Annotated in this window: 15 protein-coding genes; 12 read left to right on the forward strand and 3 right to left on the reverse strand. The window is 52.1% G+C overall.

Going from position 1 to position 17,588, the window contains the following annotated elements:
- Nucleotides 1–3: 3 nt before the first annotated feature.
- Nucleotides 4–2,676: a phosphotransferase RcsD gene (rcsD, locus tag AB4H76_RS08225; protein ID WP_001249081.1), complete on the reverse strand. Its 2,673-nt coding sequence runs from the start codon at nt 2,674–2,676 to the stop codon at nt 4–6.
- 738 nt (nt 2,677–3,414) lie between these two features.
- Here rcsD and ompC point away from each other — a divergent pair.
- The 6 genes from ompC to mqo all read left to right on the forward strand — a co-directional run bounded on the left by ompC (nt 3,415) and on the right by mqo (nt 11,083).
- Nucleotides 3,415–4,545 (forward strand): porin OmpC, encoded by a 1,131-nt coding sequence (gene ompC, locus AB4H76_RS08230; RefSeq protein WP_000865600.1) that lies wholly within the window; start codon nt 3,415–3,417, stop codon nt 4,543–4,545.
- Nucleotides 4,546–4,656: 111 nt separating this feature from the next.
- The gene (gene apbE, locus AB4H76_RS08235; RefSeq protein ID WP_000406085.1) at nt 4,657–5,712 is read left to right on the forward strand and encodes an FAD:protein FMN transferase ApbE; all 1,056 of its coding nucleotides are present in this window, start codon (nt 4,657–4,659) and stop codon (nt 5,710–5,712) included.
- A gap of 73 nt (nt 5,713–5,785) precedes the next feature.
- The gene (ada, locus tag AB4H76_RS08240) at nt 5,786–6,850 is read left to right on the forward strand and encodes a bifunctional DNA-binding transcriptional regulator/O6-methylguanine-DNA methyltransferase Ada (protein ID WP_000710372.1); all 1,065 of its coding nucleotides are present in this window, start codon (nt 5,786–5,788) and stop codon (nt 6,848–6,850) included.
- Complete coding sequence (alkB, locus tag AB4H76_RS08245; protein ID WP_000885006.1) at nt 6,850–7,500, forward strand: DNA oxidative demethylase AlkB; 651 nt, start codon at nt 6,850–6,852, stop codon at nt 7,498–7,500. Before ada ends, alkB begins: the two co-directional genes overlap by 1 nt.
- Before the next feature lie 75 nt (nt 7,501–7,575).
- Nucleotides 7,576–9,219, forward strand: coding sequence for a microcin J25 efflux ABC transporter YojI (gene yojI / locus AB4H76_RS08250; protein WP_085452690.1), 1,644 nt, complete (start codon nt 7,576–7,578; stop codon nt 9,217–9,219).
- A 217-nt stretch (nt 9,220–9,436) separates the two neighbouring features.
- Nucleotides 9,437–11,083, forward strand: coding sequence for a malate dehydrogenase (quinone) (gene mqo, locus AB4H76_RS08255; protein ID WP_000758077.1), 1,647 nt, complete (start codon nt 9,437–9,439; stop codon nt 11,081–11,083).
- Nucleotides 11,084–11,458: 375 nt separating this feature from the next.
- On the opposite strand, the gene eco is transcribed toward mqo, so the two are convergent.
- Both eco and yojO read right to left on the reverse strand, forming a co-directional pair.
- A complete protein-coding gene (gene eco, locus AB4H76_RS08260; RefSeq protein WP_000712249.1) occupies nt 11,459–11,968 on the reverse strand; it encodes a serine protease inhibitor ecotin in 510 nt (169 codons plus the stop codon).
- Nucleotides 11,969–12,081: 113 nt separating this feature from the next.
- Nucleotides 12,082–12,246, reverse strand: a complete 165-nt coding sequence (yojO, locus tag AB4H76_RS08265; RefSeq protein ID WP_001296837.1) for a protein YojO — start codon at nt 12,244–12,246, stop codon at nt 12,082–12,084.
- Between the two features lie 108 nt (nt 12,247–12,354).
- On the opposite strand from yojO, the gene napF reads away from it, so the two are divergent.
- Genes napF through napB form a run of 6 tightly spaced genes read left to right on the forward strand, consistent with a single transcriptional unit; the run spans nt 12,355 to nt 17,583 of the window.
- Nucleotides 12,355–12,849, forward strand: a complete 495-nt coding sequence (gene napF, locus AB4H76_RS08270) for a ferredoxin-type protein NapF (protein WP_000686723.1) — start codon at nt 12,355–12,357, stop codon at nt 12,847–12,849.
- On the forward strand, nt 12,839–13,102 hold the full coding sequence (napD, locus tag AB4H76_RS08275) for a chaperone NapD (RefSeq protein WP_000557378.1): 264 nt from the start codon (nt 12,839–12,841) through the stop codon (nt 13,100–13,102). The genes napF and napD overlap by 11 nt, the downstream gene beginning before the upstream one ends.
- Nucleotides 13,099–15,585 (forward strand): periplasmic nitrate reductase subunit alpha, encoded by a 2,487-nt coding sequence (gene napA / locus AB4H76_RS08280; protein ID WP_000778061.1) that lies wholly within the window; start codon nt 13,099–13,101, stop codon nt 15,583–15,585. The genes napD and napA overlap by 4 nt, the downstream gene beginning before the upstream one ends.
- A gap of 6 nt (nt 15,586–15,591) precedes the next feature.
- Complete coding sequence (gene napG / locus AB4H76_RS08285; protein WP_000091291.1) at nt 15,592–16,287, forward strand: ferredoxin-type protein NapG; 696 nt, start codon at nt 15,592–15,594, stop codon at nt 16,285–16,287.
- On the forward strand, nt 16,274–17,137 hold the full coding sequence (napH, locus tag AB4H76_RS08290) for a quinol dehydrogenase ferredoxin subunit NapH (protein ID WP_000013515.1): 864 nt from the start codon (nt 16,274–16,276) through the stop codon (nt 17,135–17,137). The genes napG and napH overlap by 14 nt, the downstream gene beginning before the upstream one ends.
- Nucleotides 17,134–17,583 carry a nitrate reductase cytochrome c-type subunit gene (gene napB, locus AB4H76_RS08295; protein ID WP_000835174.1) on the forward strand — a complete coding sequence of 150 codons (450 nt, stop codon included), beginning with the start codon at nt 17,134–17,136 and terminating at the stop codon, nt 17,581–17,583. Before napH ends, napB begins: the two co-directional genes overlap by 4 nt.
- The last annotated feature ends 5 nt before the right edge of the window (nt 17,584–17,588 follow it).

Here is a 17,588-nt window from a genome sequence, read left to right on the forward strand (position 1 = left end):
TTGCTACAGCAAGCTCTTGACATAACTGTCAATGTCGCTGATGTATTTTTCTATTCCTGGAACATCCTTCTCACGAATCAGATGTTCCAGCGTTTCACATAACTGCTTGCCGGGTACCAGATTTAGCATGGCAAATACGCCTTTAAGACGATGAGCCGTTTGGGCTAACGCAGCAAAGTCACTGGTTGCTGCTTCAGTATACAGCCTCTTAACATCATCCGGTACTGTGTCTACAAAGAGCGCATAATAGCCGCTGGCATGGAGTTGCGCATTTTCATCTCCGCCCAGAGGCGATTCTGTCACCTCTTCCTGCGCCAGTTGCACTTCAATTAATTGTAAGACCGCTTCCTGCATAGCGTTGCTCATATTGAAGTTGACGCACAATTGACCAGGCCCAATTTCCCGTACGCCAGACTCATCATCGCTTAAAAGCAAGCCAGAGGCAGTAAGATTAGACGGATTATCCGTTAAAAAGATATCATAATCTTGACTAATTAATCTTTCATCGGGTGTGATACAGGTTGCACCCCAATTTTCTAACTGGCGAGTGACAATATTCCGAATTTCTGCCGAAGTAACATCCACCATTACGCAGACATCATCCAGTAAACGCTCTTCTTCCTCTTCAACTTCCGGGTCAGCTGCGAGCATTTTGATATGCACAGAGTAGCGTGTACCAAGCCCATCCCGCGTTTTGATGTTTAAATGACCGCCCAGTTTACGTGCCAGTTGATCGCTCAGCCAGAATGCCAGCGGGTCCGCCTTGCCATAGCGATCGTTTTGGGTCTGGTTGATAAACGGGAAGTGCAAATTATCCATTTCATGAATACTTACGCCTTCTCCCGTGTCCAGAATGCGGAACGTCAGGCGGTCTTCGGAGGACTCATCCTGATCAACCTCAAGGGTGATTTTTCCCAATTGCGTTGAGGTCACGGCATATTGCATCAGTAGCAGCAAAATACGTCGTAAGGCATCGCGATCGCCGCGGCGCATATCGTGTGCTTTCAGATGATTGTTAATCAGCAGTTGCAGACCTTTACGCTTGATGGCAGGCAACACTGAAGGCACAACTTCATCAATTAAATCCTGCACGGAGAACAGCACCGTCTCACTTTTCCAGCTATCATCCGCAAGCATGTTCGCTAACTGTATTTCATCAACCAGCCGCACCAGCACATCTGCCTGATTCGCCAGTTGTTTGCTTTCCGGGGCGTTGAGTTTAGCCGCGCTCTCCGCCAGGGACTGTGCGGGTTCTTTCAGCGCATCGCCAATGTTTTTCATAAAGATCATCCGCCCCTGCTGGTTTTTCTCATACAGACGCTGCGCCTGCTTGAGTTTCTTGTTTACCAGCACTTCGCGATCCTGATCGCGAATAATGAAAATTTGTGTGCGCGGCGCGACCTGGCTGCGGAACATGCGGATCTCATACAGCTCGTTATTGATCGTCGCCTGAATAATCCCCTGATGCTGTTCCGCCATGGTGGTGATGTTTTGCAGATTCAAATGCGGCAGCAAATGATCGGCAATTTTGTTACTTATGACAGTGCGGTTCGATTCCTGATCGTGAACCAGCAGGCCGAGCGGCAGCAGTGAGACTATCTCTTCATTGATTGCCCGTAAAATGCGCAATTCGTTATTGACCGCCGTGCTGGGGACGTTTTCTGTACTGCGGCTGGAGAAATGGCGGAATGTGGTATAGCCAAATAACGCCAGCGCCAGCAAACCGATGTTCAGCAGCAGTGGCAGCAGAATGTTTTGCAACGTATCCAGCAATAAGGTGCCATAAGGAACCTGCCAGACCAGGCGCATATCGGTAGAGTTGAGTGCCGAGGAGATTTCAATCTTCGTACTGTTAAAGTGGATACTGACGCTATCCGTCCCTTCTTTCTCATTATCATTGTTTCCCGTTGCCGTCGCGTCTGGCTCAAGGCGGAAACTGTCCAGCGGCATACCCGGTGGGATCAAATCATTAATCGGCAGATCAAAAGCCACGACCGTTGCCAGATGTCCTGGCTGGTTAAAGGTAGTACGCAATGTAAAGTAATGACCGTTCTGCCAGGCCAGGCGGCGCATGTTAGAAAAGCTTTCGCGTTCATCGAGGGCGTTGGCCTGTTGCAACATCTCTGCACGACGTGAATCAACAATGTCGCTGACGGTCGATTCTTTAAATCCGGAGGTGAGATCTTTAAGGGGTAGGGTTGAGATCAGCACCAGACTGTTATCCTGACCATTCAGGTAATACATCGACCACGGTACATTTTCTGCGCCCCACAATGTATCCAGATAAGTGGACATCCGCTGAGTCATCTCAAGCGTTGAGTTGTCGTGAGAGCCAAAGATTAACGCTTCCGTTTTGCGGCGTGGTTTCTCCAGATAGTAGACATCCTGTTTCAGGCGCGTCTCTTGTAAACCTTCGCCGGAGGAGGGGGAGGTCGTCGCGGCAATGTTGTCGTAGATCTGCCAGGTCACGTAACGCCAGTTATCGACGCGCTTTTGGATAGCATGGGTAATGTCGACAATCTGGTAACTTTTATCTTTCAGCCAGGCGTTAACGGCGCTTTGTACCATTACACCCATCGTCACCAGTAACACAATGATCAACAGTAAAAAGAAGCGGGTAATGCTCCCCGGTAGGAGTGAAAAGCGGGTCGTGGCCGTTGTCTCTTTCTGACGCATTCGTGTTTATGACCTGTTAAAACTTCGCGAAGTGATAGGGCAGTATAAAGGGTACAGTGTGAAATTCCAGACTCTTACCTGATTGATGATTCTCTATTCTCCCGTGATATTTATCATCCTGCATTGGGGGAAATAGATGTACAAGCGCCATTTTGCTGTACAAATAACCTACAAAAAGCCCAACGAAAATAATTGCAAATAAACAAAGATTGCTGGAAATTATGCTGATGTTAATTATTTGTGAAATAGTTAACAAGCGTTATAGTTTTTATGTGGTAGCACAGAATAATGAAAAGTGTGTAAAGAAGGGTAAAAAAAACCGAATGCGAGGCATCCGGTTGAAATAGGGGTAAACAGACATTCAGAAATGAATGACGGTAATAAATAAAGTTAATGATGATAGCGGGAGTTATTCTAGTTGCGAGTGAAGGTTTTGTTTTGACATTCAGTGCTGTCAAATACTTAAGAATAAGTTATTGATTTTAACCTTGAATTATTATTGCTTGATGTTAGGTGCTTATTTCGCCATTCCGCAATAATCTTAAAAAGTTCCCTTGCATTTACATTTTGAAACATCTATAGCGATAAATGAAACATCTTAAAAGTTTTAGTATCATATTCGTGTTGGATTATTCTGCATTTTTGGGGAGAATGGACTTGCCGACTGATTAATGAGGGTTAATCAGTATGCAGTGGCATAAAAAAGCAAATAAAGGCATATAACAGAGGGTTAATAACATGAAAGTTAAAGTACTGTCCCTCCTGGTCCCAGCTCTGCTGGTAGCAGGCGCAGCAAACGCTGCTGAAGTTTACAACAAAGACGGCAACAAATTAGATCTGTACGGTAAAGTAGACGGCCTGCACTATTTCTCTGACAACAAGTCAGAAGACGGCGACCAGACCTATGTACGTCTTGGTTTCAAAGGCGAAACTCAGGTTACTGACCAGCTGACCGGTTACGGCCAGTGGGAATATCAGATCCAGGGCAATACCTCTGAAGACAACAAAGAAAACTCCTGGACCCGTGTGGCATTCGCAGGTCTGAAATTCCAGGATGTAGGTTCTTTCGACTACGGTCGTAACTACGGCGTTGTTTACGATGTAACTTCCTGGACCGACGTACTGCCAGAATTCGGTGGCGACACCTACGGTTCTGACAACTTCATGCAGCAGCGTGGTAACGGCTTCGCGACCTACCGTAACACCGACTTCTTCGGTCTGGTTGACGGTCTGAACTTTGCTGTTCAGTACCAGGGCAAAAACGGTAGCGTAAGCGGCGAAGGCATGACCAACAATGGTCGTGGTGCTCTGCGTCAGAATGGCGACGGTGTCGGCGGATCTATCACTTATGATTACGAAGGCTTCGGTATCGGTGCTGCAGTTTCCAGCTCCAAACGTACTGATGATCAAAATGGTAGCTACACCAGCAATGGTGTAGTTCGTAACTACATCGGTACTGGCGACCGTGCTGAAACCTACACTGGTGGTCTGAAATACGACGCTAACAACATCTACCTGGCTGCTCAGTACACCCAGACCTACAACGCAACTCGCGTAGGTTCCCTGGGTTGGGCGAACAAAGCACAGAACTTCGAAGCTGTTGCTCAGTACCAGTTCGACTTTGGTCTGCGTCCGTCCCTGGCTTACCTGCAGTCTAAAGGTAAAAACCTGGGTGTCATCAATGGTCGTAACTACGACGACGAAGATATCCTGAAATATGTTGATGTTGGTGCGACCTACTACTTCAACAAAAACATGTCCACCTACGTTGACTACAAAATCAACCTGCTGGACGACAACCAGTTCACTCGTGACGCTGGCATCAACACTGATAACATCGTAGCTCTGGGTCTGGTTTACCAGTTCTAATCTCGATTGATATCGAACAAAGGGCCTGCGGGCCCTTTTTTCATTGTTTTCAGCGTACAAACACAGTTTTTTGGTGTACTCTTGCGACCGTTCGCATGAGGATAATCACGTATGGAAATAAGCTTTACCCGCGTGGCACTGCTGGCTGCCGCGCTCTTCTTTGTTGGTTGCGATCAAAAACCACAACCCGCCAAAACCCACGCTACTGAAGTTACCGTTCTTGAAGGCAAAACCATGGGTACCTTCTGGCGTGCCAGCATCCCGGGCATTGATGCCAAACGCAGTGCCGAACTTAAAGAAAAGATTCAGACCCAGCTGGACGCCGACGATCAGCTGCTTTCGACCTATAAAAAAGATTCCGCGCTGATGCGCTTTAACGACTCGCAAAGTTTGTCGCCGTGGCCGGTAAGTGAAGCGATGGCCGATATCGTCACCACCTCGCTGCGCATTGGCGCAAGGACCGATGGTGCGATGGATATAACCGTCGGGCCACTGGTGAATCTGTGGGGTTTTGGCCCGGAACAACAGCCGGTACAAATCCCGAGCCAGGAACAGATTGATGCGATGAAAGCCAAAACCGGCTTACAGCACCTGACGGTCATTAATCAGTCGCATCAGCAATATCTGCAAAAAGACCTGCCGGATTTATATGTCGATCTCTCCACCGTCGGTGAAGGTTATGCGGCGGATCACCTGGCACGCTTGATGGAGCAGGAAGGGATTTCCCGCTATCTGGTGTCGGTGGGCGGCGCGCTGAACAGCCGTGGTATGAACGGTGAAGGCCAGCCGTGGCGGGTAGCGATTCAAAAACCAACCGATAAAGAAAACGCGGTTCAGGCTGTGGTGGATATCAACGGTCATGGGATTAGCACCTCTGGCAGCTACCGTAACTATTACGAACTGGACGGCAAACGTCTTTCCCATGTTATCGATCCGCAAACCGGGCGTCCCATCGAACACAATCTGGTATCCGTGACGGTGATTGCTCCGACGGCGCTGGAAGCCGATGCCTGGGATACTGGCTTGATGGTACTCGGGCCGGAGAAAGCCAAAGAGGTTGTTCGCCGGGAAGGGCTGGCGGTTTATATGATCACCAAAGAAGGCGATAGCTTTAAAACCTGGATGTCACCACAGTTTAAAAGCTTCCTTGTCAGCGAAAAAAATTAAAGCGCAAGATTGTTGGTTTTTGCGTGATGGTGACCGGGCAGACTAAAGGCTATCCTTAACCAGGGAGCTGATTATGAAAAAAGCCACATGCTTAACTGACGATCAACGCTGGCAATCTGTCTTAGCCCGCGACCCGAATGCCGACGGCGAATTCGTTTTCGCCGTGCGTACCACAGGCATCTTTTGCCGTCCGTCTTGCCGCGCCAGACATGCTTTGCGGGAAAACGTCTCCTTCTACGCAAATGCCAGTGAGGCACTCGCCGCTGGCTTTCGCCCCTGCAAACGTTGTCAGCCAGACAAAGCCAATCCCCGGCAACATCGGTTGGATAAAATCACCCACGCGTGTCGACTGCTGGAACAGGAAACGCCTGTAACGCTGGAAGCCTTAGCCGACCAGGTGGCGATGAGTCCATTTCATCTACATCGGTTGTTTAAAGCGACTACCGGAATGACGCCTAAAGCCTGGCAACAGGCCTGGCGCGCTCGCCGTTTGCGCGAATCGCTGGCGAAAGGGGAGAGCGTGACGACGTCTATTCTTAACGCCGGATTCCCCGACAGCAGCAGTTACTACCGCAAAGCCGATGAAACGCTGGGCATGACGGCTAAACAATTCCGTCACGGTGGCGAAAATCTGGCGGTGCGTTACGCGCTGGCTGATTGTGAGCTGGGTCGTTGCCTGGTGGCAGAAAGCGAGCGGGGGATTTGCGCGATATTGCTGGGCGATGATGACGCCACATTAATCAGCGAGTTGCAACAAATGTTTCCCGCTGCCGACAACGCGCCTGCCGATCTGATGTTTCAGCAACATGTGCGTGAAGTGATCGCCAGCCTCAATCAACGCGATACGCCGCTGACGTTACCGCTGGACATTCGCGGCACTGCTTTTCAGCAACAAGTCTGGCAGGCACTGCGCACGATACCTTGCGGTGAAACCGTCAGTTATCAGCAACTGGCTAACGCCATCGGCAAACCGAAAGCGGTACGGGCCGTTGCAAGTGCCTGTGCCGCCAACAAGCTGGCTATCGTTATACCCTGTCATCGGGTAGTACGCGGTGATGGATCGCTTTCAGGTTACCGCTGGGGCGTGTCGCGTAAAGCGCAACTGCTGCGCCGCGAAGCTGAAAATGAGGAGAGGTAATGTTGGATCTGTTTGCCGATGGTGAACCGTGGCAAGAGCCACTGGCGGCTGGAGCGGTAATTTTACGGCGTTTTGCTTTTAACGCTGCGGAGCAACTAATCCGCGATATTAATGACGTTGCCAGCCAGTCGCCGTTTCGCCAGATGGTCACCCCCGGGGGATATACCATGTCGGTGGCGATGACCAACTGTGGGCATCTGGGCTGGACGAGCCATCGGCAAGGTTATCTCTATTCGCCCATTGATCCGCAAACAAATAAACCGTGGCCCGCCATGCCACAGAGTTTTCATAATTTATGTCAACGTGCGGCTACGGCGGCGGGCTATCCAGATTTCCAGCCAGATGCTTGTCTTATCAACCGCTACGCTCCTGGCGCGAAACTGTCGCTGCATCAGGATAAAGACGAACCGGATCTGCGCGCGCCAATTGTTTCTGTTTCTCTGGGCTTACCCGCGATTTTTCAATTTGGCGGCCTGAAACGTAATGATCCGCTCAAACGTTTGTTGTTGGAACATGGCGATGTGGTGGTATGGGGCGGTGAATCGCGGCTGTTTTATCACGGTATTCAACCGTTGAAAGCGGGGTTTCATCCACTCACCACCGACTGCCGCTACAACCTGACATTCCGTCAGGCAGGTAAAAAAGAATAAAAATAAGAATTATTATTGCTGTGCGCGCGAAGATGTTTAAACTGCGGGCTGTAATTCATTGTCCGGGTTTTCTGCATGGAACTTCTTGTACTTGTCTGGCGGCAGTATCGCTGGCCATTTATCAGTGTGATGGCGCTAAGCCTCGCCAGTGCGGCATTAGGCATTGGCTTAATTGCTTTTATCAATCAGCGTCTTATCGAAACGGCGGATACCAGTCTGCTGGTGTTGCCGGAGTTTCTTGGATTATTACTGCTGTTGATGGCAGTCACTCTCGGATCGCAACTGGCGCTCACCACTTTGGGGCATCACTTCGTTTACCGACTGCGTAGTGAATTTATCAAGCGGATTCTGGATACCCACGTCGAGCGCATTGAACAACTCGGTAGCGCCTCGTTGCTGGCGGGATTAACCAGCGATGTGCGCAATATCACCATTGCTTTTGTGCGTCTTCCGGAACTGGTGCAGGGGATCATTCTCACTATCGGTTCCGCGGCGTATCTGTGGATGCTGTCGGGCAAAATGTTGCTGGTAACGGCTATCTGGATGGCGATCACCATCTGGGGTGGTTTTGTACTGGTGGCGCGGGTGTACAAACATATGGCGACCCTGCGTGAAACCGAAGACAAGCTGTACACGGATTTTCAAACCGTACTCGAAGGGCGCAAAGAGCTGACTCTGAACCGGGAACGCGCCGAGTATGTGTTTAACAACCTCTACATCCCCGATGCGCAAGAGTATCGCCATCATATTATTCGCGCAGACACCTTCCATCTTAGCGCCGTGAACTGGTCAAATATCATGATGCTGGGCGCAATCGGCCTGGTGTTCTGGATGGCGAACAGTCTCGGTTGGGCTGATACCAACGTTGCCGCGACCTATTCGTTGACGCTTTTATTCCTGCGTACGCCGCTGCTTTCGGCGGTTGGCGCATTGCCGACGCTGCTGACGGCGCAGGTGGCGTTTAACAAGCTGAACAAATTCGCACTCGCGCCTTTCAAAGCAGAGTTTCCGCGCCCGCAGGCGTTTCCCAACTGGCAAACGCTGGAGCTGCGTAACGTGACGTTTGCTTATCAGGATAACGCGTTTTCCGTTGGTCCGATTAATCTCACTATCAAACGTGGCGAGCTGCTGTTTCTGATTGGCGGCAACGGTAGCGGAAAATCGACGCTGGCGATGTTGTTGACGGGCTTGTATCAGCCACAAAGCGGCGAAATCTTGCTGGATGGCAAACCTGTCAGCGGCGAACAACCGGAAGATTATCGCAAACTGTTTTCGGCAGTGTTTACCGATGTCTGGCTGTTTGATCAACTGCTGGGGCCGGAGGGTAAACCCGCTAACCCGCAACTGGTTGAGAAGTGGCTGGCGCAGCTGAAAATGGCTCATAAGCTTGAGTTAAGCAACGGGCGTATTGTTAACCTGAAGTTATCAAAAGGGCAGACAAAACGCGTGGCGCTGTTGCTGGCGCTGGCAGAAGAACGCGATATTATCCTGCTGGATGAATGGGCGGCGGATCAGGATCCACACTTCCGTCGTGAGTTTTATCAGGTGTTGCTGCCGCTGATGCAGGAGATGGGTAAAACTATTTTCGCCATCAGTCATGATGATCATTACTTTATCCACGCCGACCGCCTGCTGGAAATGCGCAATGGGCAACTTAGCGAGCTGACGGGCGAAGAGCGCGATGCCGCTTCGCGTGATGCCGTTGCCCGGACGGCATAATATTACGACGCTGACCTGGCGGACTGCTGCCGCCAGGTCAATATGCTAAAAATCCCTTCATTTCTAATAACCCTATAATTAATCAACGAAATTATAATGTTTCTAAAATTAGAATATAATTTATAAACATTATTTAAATGTTGTTACTTAAGTGTTACCGTTGATGCCGCGCAAATCTCACCTGCAATAAAGCGACTAAAAGTAAGGCATTAACAAGATGAAAAAAGTGACTGCCATGCTCTTCTCGATGGCCGTGGGGCTTAATGCCGTTTCGATGGCGGCAAAAGCGAAAGCGTCCGAGGAGCAGGAAACTGATGTACTGTTGATTGGCGGCGGCATTATGAGCGCCACGTTGGGGACCTATTTACGCGAGCTGGAGCCTGAATGGTCGATGACCATGGTGGAGCGCCTGGAGGGTGTCGCGCAGGAGAGTTCGAACGGCTGGAACAACGCCGGAACCGGGCATTCTGCACTGATGGAACTGAACTACACCCCGCAAAACGCCGATGGCAGCATCAGTATTGAAAAAGCAGTCGCCATTAACGAAGCATTTCAGATTTCCCGCCAGTTCTGGGCGCACCAGGTCGAGCGCGGCGTGCTGCGTACTCCGCGTTCATTTATCAATACCGTTCCGCATATGAGCTTTGTCTGGGGCGAGGATAACGTCAATTTCCTGCGCGCCCGTTACGCCGCATTGCAACAAAGCTCGCTATTTCGCGGTATGCGTTACTCTGAAGATCACGCGCAGATCAAAGAGTGGGCACCGTTAGTGATGGAAGGGCGCGATCCGCAACAGAAAGTAGCGGCAACACGCACAGAAATTGGCACTGATGTGAACTATGGCGAGATCACCCGCCAGTTAATTGCTTCCTTGCAGAAGAAATCTAACTTCTCGCTGCAACTCAGCAGCGAAGTCCGCGCCCTAAAGCGTAATGACGATAACACCTGGACCGTTACTGTTGCCGATCTGAAAAATGGCACTGCACAGAACATTCGTGCCAAATTTGTCTTTATCGGCGCGGGCGGTGCGGCGCTGAAGCTGTTACAGGAATCGGGGATTCCGGAAGCGAAAGACTACGCCGGTTTCCCGGTGGGCGGACAGTTCCTTGTTTCGGAAAACCCGGACGTGGTTAATCACCATCTGGCGAAGGTTTACGGTAAAGCATCCGTTGGCGCACCACCGATGTCGGTTCCGCATATCGATACCCGCGTTCTGGACGGTAAACGCGTAGTGCTGTTTGGGCCATTTGCCACCTTCTCAACCAAATTCCTCAAAAACGGTTCATTGTGGGATCTAATGAGTTCCACCACCACCTCTAACGTGATGCCGATGATGCACGTCGGGCTGGATAATTTCGATCTGGTGAAATATCTGGTGAGTCAGGTGATGTTGAGTGAAGAGGATCGTTTTGAAGCGTTGAAAGAGTACTATCCGCAGGCGAAAAAAGAGGACTGGCGTTTGTGGCAAGCGGGGCAGCGCGTGCAGATTATCAAGCGTGATGCCGAGAAAGGTGGCGTACTGCGTCTGGGTACTGAAGTCGTCAGTGACCAGCAAGGAACCATTGCCGCGCTCCTGGGGGCATCGCCAGGGGCGTCAACCGCCGCGCCGATTATGTTGAATCTGCTGGAAAAAGTATTTGGCGATCGTGTTTCCAGCCCGCAATGGCAGGCTACGTTGAAAGCGATCGTTCCGTCTTATGGACGCAAGCTGAACGGTGATGTAGCGGCAACAGAACGCGAGTTGCAGTACACCAGCGAAGTGCTGGGGTTGAACTACGACAAGCCGCAGGCAGCAGATAGTACGCCGAAACCGCAGTTGAAACCGCAACCCGTTCAAAAAGAAGTGGCGGATATTGCGTTGTAATGATGCGCCACATCCGGCATGGTATGCCGGATGTGGCGTATGCTGATAAGACGCGCCAGCGTCGCATCAGGCAACCGGCTCGGGCGTTAGATGTTGGATGCGGCGTAACCGCCTTATCCAACCTACGGGGTGGAGCACTTCACAGCGGTGTAGGCCTGATAAGACGCGCCAGCGTCGCATCAGGCAACCGGCTTGGGCGTTAGATGTCGGATGCGGCGTAACCGCCTTATCCGACCTACGGGGTGGAGCACTTCACAGCGGTGTAGGCCTGATAAGACGCGCCAGCGTCGCATCAGGCAACCGGCTCGGGCGTTGGATGTCGGATGCGGCGTGACCGCCTTGTCTGACCTACGGGGTGCCGCACTTCACGGCAGTTTAGCGAACTACCGCGTTGTCAATTTTCTCTTCCGCCTTCCAGACGCGGTACTTCACATCTACATTGTCTGGCGTATACACCACGATCGGCAGCTTGCTGTTGTAACGCAGCATTCCAGCATCGCCCAGATACGCGGTGACAAATTTCTTCTCTTTCTTGCCATCTGGGCAGGCCATCATCGTCGAAACCGGGGAACTGACTTTATCAAAGACATAATAATCATAGCCCCAGCCTTCCAGCGTTTTGTTTTCCAGCTTCCCGCCGAGACGATGCAAATTGCAATCGACTTCCAGCGTCTGACCGATTAACAGTTCTACTTTCAGGGTAGATTCATCTTCTTGCGGGGTTAACTGAATCACCTGACGCTTCATCCCTTTTTCAGCTTGTGGATAAGGCGCGATTTTTTCCAGTGGCTGGACGCTTTCTGCCGCCCAGGCGGAAGTGGTAGCGAAAGCGGCAAACAATACTGCAGGTAGAATGGTCTTCATTTTTTTGCTTTCCTTCTTCATTTATAGGTTTTCACCGATGATGTCGCTGAAGGTTAACATATTCATCAGATTTATTAATTTGCTTTATGAATAACTTAAAGAACATTTAGACAATTTTACCTGCTCTTTTAGTGTTAAATTCTGATGAGGGAGCAAACCAGCAGAAATATCTCTGGTGAATTAATCGCTATATAAATATGTTTATAACCATTTGAAATGTGAGCAAAAGCCCGTTTTTGCCACGCTTCCCGCCACTCTTTTGATCCTGCTACAGGTTTTACCCCGATCGGGGTATGCATCTTTGACACATCCTTTAATATCTTAGCGGCTATAAAAATGGCTTATTAATTATGCGGTTTATTTGGTCGCTCTCAATTTTCAAAGCGCGTTAATGATGGAAGGTCAATGTGAAGATTGATGCATCCCGTCGGGGCATACTCACTGGTCGCTGGCGCAAAGCCAGTAACGGTATCCGTCCGCCCTGGTCCGGTGATGAATCTCATTTTCTGACCCATTGCACCCGTTGCGACGCCTGTATTAATGCTTGTGAAAACAACATTCTGCAACGCGGCGCGGGCGGCTATCCGAGCGTTAATTTCAAAAATAACGAGTGCAGCTTCTGTTACGCCTGCGCGCAGGCTTGCCCCGAATCGCTATTTTCTCCGCGCCACACCAGAGCCTGGGATTTGCAGTTCACCATTGGGGACGCGTGCCTGGCGTATCAGTCAGTTGAATGCCGCCGCTGTCAGGATAGCTGTGAGCCAATGGCAATTATCTTTCGCCCGACGCTCTCCGGGATCTACCAGCCGCAACTTAATAGCCAACTTTGCAACGGATGTGGAGCATGTGCAGCCAGCTGTCCGGTATCAGCCATAACTGCGGAGTATCTCCATGCACACTAACTGGCAAGTTTGCAGCCTGGTCGTGCAGGCCAAAAGCGAACGAATTTCAGACATCAGCACCCAACTGAACGCCTTTCCCGGCTGTGAAGTTGCTGTCAGCGACGCGCCGAGCGGTCAGTTGATTGTGGTGGTGGAAGCAGAAGACAGCGAAACGCTGATCCAAACCATTGAGTCAGTACGCAACGTAGAGGGCGTGCTGGCGGTGTCGCTGGTTTATCACCAGCAGGAAGAGCAAGGTGAGGAAACACCATGAAACTCAGTCGTCGTAGCTTTATGAAAGCTAACGCCGTTGCGGCCGCTGCGGCGGCTGCCGGTCTCAGCGTGCCGGGCGTTGCCCGCGCCGTTGTTGGTCAGCAGGAAGCCATTAAATGGGATAAAGCGCCGTGCCGTTTCTGCGGTACTGGTTGCGGCGTTCTGGTCGGAACGCAGCAGGGACGTGTGGTGGCCTGTCAGGGCGACCCGGACGCACCGGTTAACCGTGGCCTGAACTGCATTAAGGGCTATTTCCTGCCCAAAATCATGTACGGTAAAGACCGTTTGACGCAGCCGCTGCTGCGTATGAAAAACGGTAAATATGACAAAGAAGGCGAATTTACCCCAATCACCTGGGATCAGGCTTTCGATGTGATGGAAGAGAAATTCAAAACCGCCCTGAAAGAAAAAGGGCCGGAATCGATCGGTATGTTCGGTTCTGGTCAGTGGACTATCTGGGAAGGTTATGCCGCGTCCAAGCTGTTTAAAGCGGGCTTCCGTTCGAACAACATCGACCCGAACGCACGTCACTGTATGGCGTCGGCAGTAGTTGGCTTTATGCGTACCTTTGGTATGGATGAGCCGATGGGCTGCTATGACGACATCGAGCAGGCTGACGCGTTTGTGCTGTGGGGCGCTAACATGGCGGAGATGCACCCGATCCTCTGGTCACGCATCACTAACCGTCGTCTCTCTAACCAGAACGTCACCGTGGCGGTGCTTTCTACCTACCAGCATCGTAGCTTCGAGCTGGCGGATAACGGCATCATCTTTACGCCGCAATCTGACTTGGTGATCCTGAACTACATCGCCAACTATATCATTCAAAACAATGCGATAAATCAGGACTTCTTCAGCAAACACGTTAACCTGCGCAAAGGGGCGACGGACATCGGCTACGGTTTACGTCCGACCCATCCGCTGGAAAAAGCAGCGAAGAATCCAGGTTCTGACGCTTCCGAACCGATGAGCTTTGAAGATTACAAAGCCTTCGTTGCTGAGTATACGCTGGAAAAAACCGCTGAAATGACCGGCGTGCCGAAAGACCAGTTAGAACAACTGGCGCAGCTGTATGCCGATCCGAACAAGAAAGTCATCTCCTACTGGACGATGGGCTTCAACCAGCATACCCGTGGTGTGTGGGCCAACAACCTGGTCTACAACCTGCACCTGCTGACCGGCAAAATTTCCCAGCCGGGTTGCGGTCCGTTCTCCCTGACCGGGCAGCCTTCCGCGTGTGGTACTGCGCGTGAAGTGGGCACCTTTGCTCACCGTCTGCCTGCGGACATGGTGGTGACTAACGAGAAACATCGTGATATCTGCGAGAAGAAGTGGAATATCCCGAGCGGCACCATTCCGGCGAAAATCGGTCTGCATGCGGTAGCACAAGACCGTGCGCTGAAAGACGGCAAACTGAATGTTTACTGGACCATGTGTACCAACAACATGCAGGCCGGGCCGAACATCAATGAAGAGCGTATGCCGGGCTGGCGCGATCCGCGCAACTTCATCATCGTCTCCGATCCGTATCCGACAGTCAGTGCGCTGGCCGCCGACTTGATCCTGCCGACCGCAATGTGGGTAGAGAAAGAGGGCGCTTACGGTAACGCCGAACGCCGTACTCAGTTCTGGCGTCAACAGGTACAGGCACCGGGCGAAGCGAAATCGGATCTCTGGCAGTTAGTCCAGTTCTCCCGCCGCTTCAAAACTGAAGAAGTATGGCCGGAAGATCTGCTGGCGAAGAAACCGGAACTACGTGGCAAAACGCTGTACGAAGTGCTGTATGCCACACCGGAAGTGAGCAAATTCCCGGTATCCGAACTGGCGGAAGATCAGCTGAACGATGAATCCCGCGAGCTGGGCTTCTATCTGCAAAAAGGGCTGTTCGAAGAGTACGCATGGTTTGGTCGCGGTCACGGTCACGATCTGGCACCGTTCGATGACTACCACAAAGCGCGCGGTCTGCGCTGGCCGGTGGTGAACGGTAAAGAAACGCAGTGGCGTTACAGCGAAGGTAACGACCCGTACGTGAAAGCGGGCGAAGGCTATAAGTTCTACGGTAAACCGGATGGCAAAGCGGTGATCTTCGCACTGCCATTCGAACCGGCGGCGGAAGCACCGGATGAAGAGTACGACCTGTGGCTCTCTACCGGACGCGTTCTGGAGCACTGGCACACCGGCAGTATGACTCGCCGTGTACCAGAACTGCACCGCGCCTTCCCGGAAGCGGTCCTGTTTATTCACCCGCTGGATGCGAAAGCGCGCGATCTGCGCCGTGGCGACAAAGTGAAAGTGGTTTCTCGCCGTGGCGAAGTGATCTCGATTGTTGAAACGCGCGGTCGTAACCGTCCGCCACAGGGCCTGGTGTACATGCCGTTCTTCGACGCCGCACAGTTGGTTAACAAACTGACGCTGGATGCGACCGATCCGCTCTCGAAAGAGACGGACTTCAAGAAGTGCGCGGTCAAACTGGAGAAGGTGTAAGCCATTATGTCCCGGTCAGCGAAACCTCAAAATGGTCGCCGCCGCTTTCTGCGCGATGTCGTTCGCACAGCAGGCGGGCTGGCTGCCGTGGGTGTGGCGCTGGGGTTACAACAGCAAACCGCACGCGCATCTGGCGTGCGGTTGCGCCCGCCCGGAGCCATAAACGAGAACGCCTTTGCCAGTGCCTGTGTGCGTTGCGGTCAGTGTGTTCAGGCTTGCCCTTACGACACCTTAAAACTGGCGACGCTGGCCTCTGGTCTGTCGGCGGGCACGCCATATTTTGTCGCACGGGATATTCCTTGCGAAATGTGTGAGGACATTCCGTGCGCCAAAGTGTGCCCAAGCGGTGCGCTGGATCGTGAGATTGAATCGATCGACGACGCGCGGATGGGGCTGGCGGTACTGGTGGACCAGGAAAACTGTCTCAACTTTCAGGGGCTGCGCTGCGATGTTTGTTATCGCGAATGCCCGAAAATTGATGAGGCCATCACCCTGGAGCTGGAGCGCAACACGCGTACCGGTAAGCACGCCCGCTTTCTGCCGACGGTTCACAGCGACGCCTGTACCGGTTGCGGTAAGTGCGAAAAAGTATGCGTGCTGGAACAACCGGCAATCAAGGTGTTACCGCTGTCACTGGCGAAAGGGGAGTTAGGTCACCATTACCGCTTCGGCTGGCTGGAGGGGAACAATGGCAAATCGTAAACGTGACGCCGGGCGCGAGGCGCTGGAGAAAAAAGGCTGGTGGCGCAGTCACCGTTGGCTGGTGTTACGTCGCCTTTGTCAGTTCTTCGTGCTGGGGATGTTTTTGAGCGGTCCATGGTTTGGTGTGTGGATCTTGCACGGCAACTACAGCAGTAGCCTGTTATTCGACACCGTTCCGCTGACCGATCCGCTGATGACGCTGCAAAGTCTTGCCAGTGGTCATCTGCCTGCCACGGTGGCGTTGACCGGTGCGGTGATTATCACCGTGCTCTACGCCCTGGCGGGAAAGCGATTATTTTGCAGCTGGGTCTGCCCGCTGAACCCGATTACCGACTTAGCGAACTGGTTACGCAGGCGCTTTGACCTCAATCAGTCTGCGACGATCCCTCGCCACATTCGCTACGTGCTGTTGGTGGTCATTCTGGTGGGATCAGCCTTAACTGGCACGCTCATTTGGGAATGGATCAACCCCGTTTCTCTGATGGGGCGTAGCCTGGTAATGGGCTTCGGCAGCGGCGCGCTGCTTATTCTCGCGCTGTTTTTATTTGATCTACTGGTCGTTGAACACGGCTGGTGCGGGCACATTTGTCCGGTTGGCGCGCTGTATGGCGTGCTGGGTAGCAAAGGTGTGATTACCGTTGCGGCCACCGATCGGCAGAAATGTAACCGCTGTATGGATTGTTTTCATGTTTGCCCGGAACCGCATGTGCTACGTGCCCCGGTGCTGGATGAACAAAGCCCGGTGCAGGTCACCAGCCGCGATTGCATGACGTGCGGTCGCTGCGTGGATGTCTGTTCTGAGGATGTATTTACAATAACTACACGATGGAGTTCGGGAGCGAAATCATGAAAAGCCATGACCTGAAGAAAGCGCTGTGTCAATGGACGGCGATGCTGGCCCTGGTGGTAAGCGGCGCGGTTTGGGCGGCTAATGGCGTCGATTTTAGCCAGTCGCCGGAAGTATCCGGGACACAGGAAGGGGCCATTCGGATGCCAAAAGAGCAGGATCGGATGCCGCTGAACTATGTGAATCAGCCGCCAATGATCCCGCATAGCGTTGAAGGTTATCAGGTAACGACCAATACCAATCGCTGCTTGCAGTGCCACGGTGTCGAAAGCTATCGCACCACTGGCGCGCCGCGTATCAGTCCTACTCACTTTATGGACAGCGACGGCAAAGTGGGCGCGGAAGTGGCTCCGCGTCGTTATTTCTGTCTGCAATGTCACGTACCGCAGGCCGATACCGCGCCAATCGTGGGGAATACCTTTACCCCATCAAAAGGTTACGGGAAATAAGAGGT

This window comes from Escherichia sp. UTM R2, assembly GCF_048593455.1.
GTDB lineage: Bacteria > Pseudomonadota > Gammaproteobacteria > Enterobacterales > Enterobacteriaceae > Escherichia > Escherichia coli.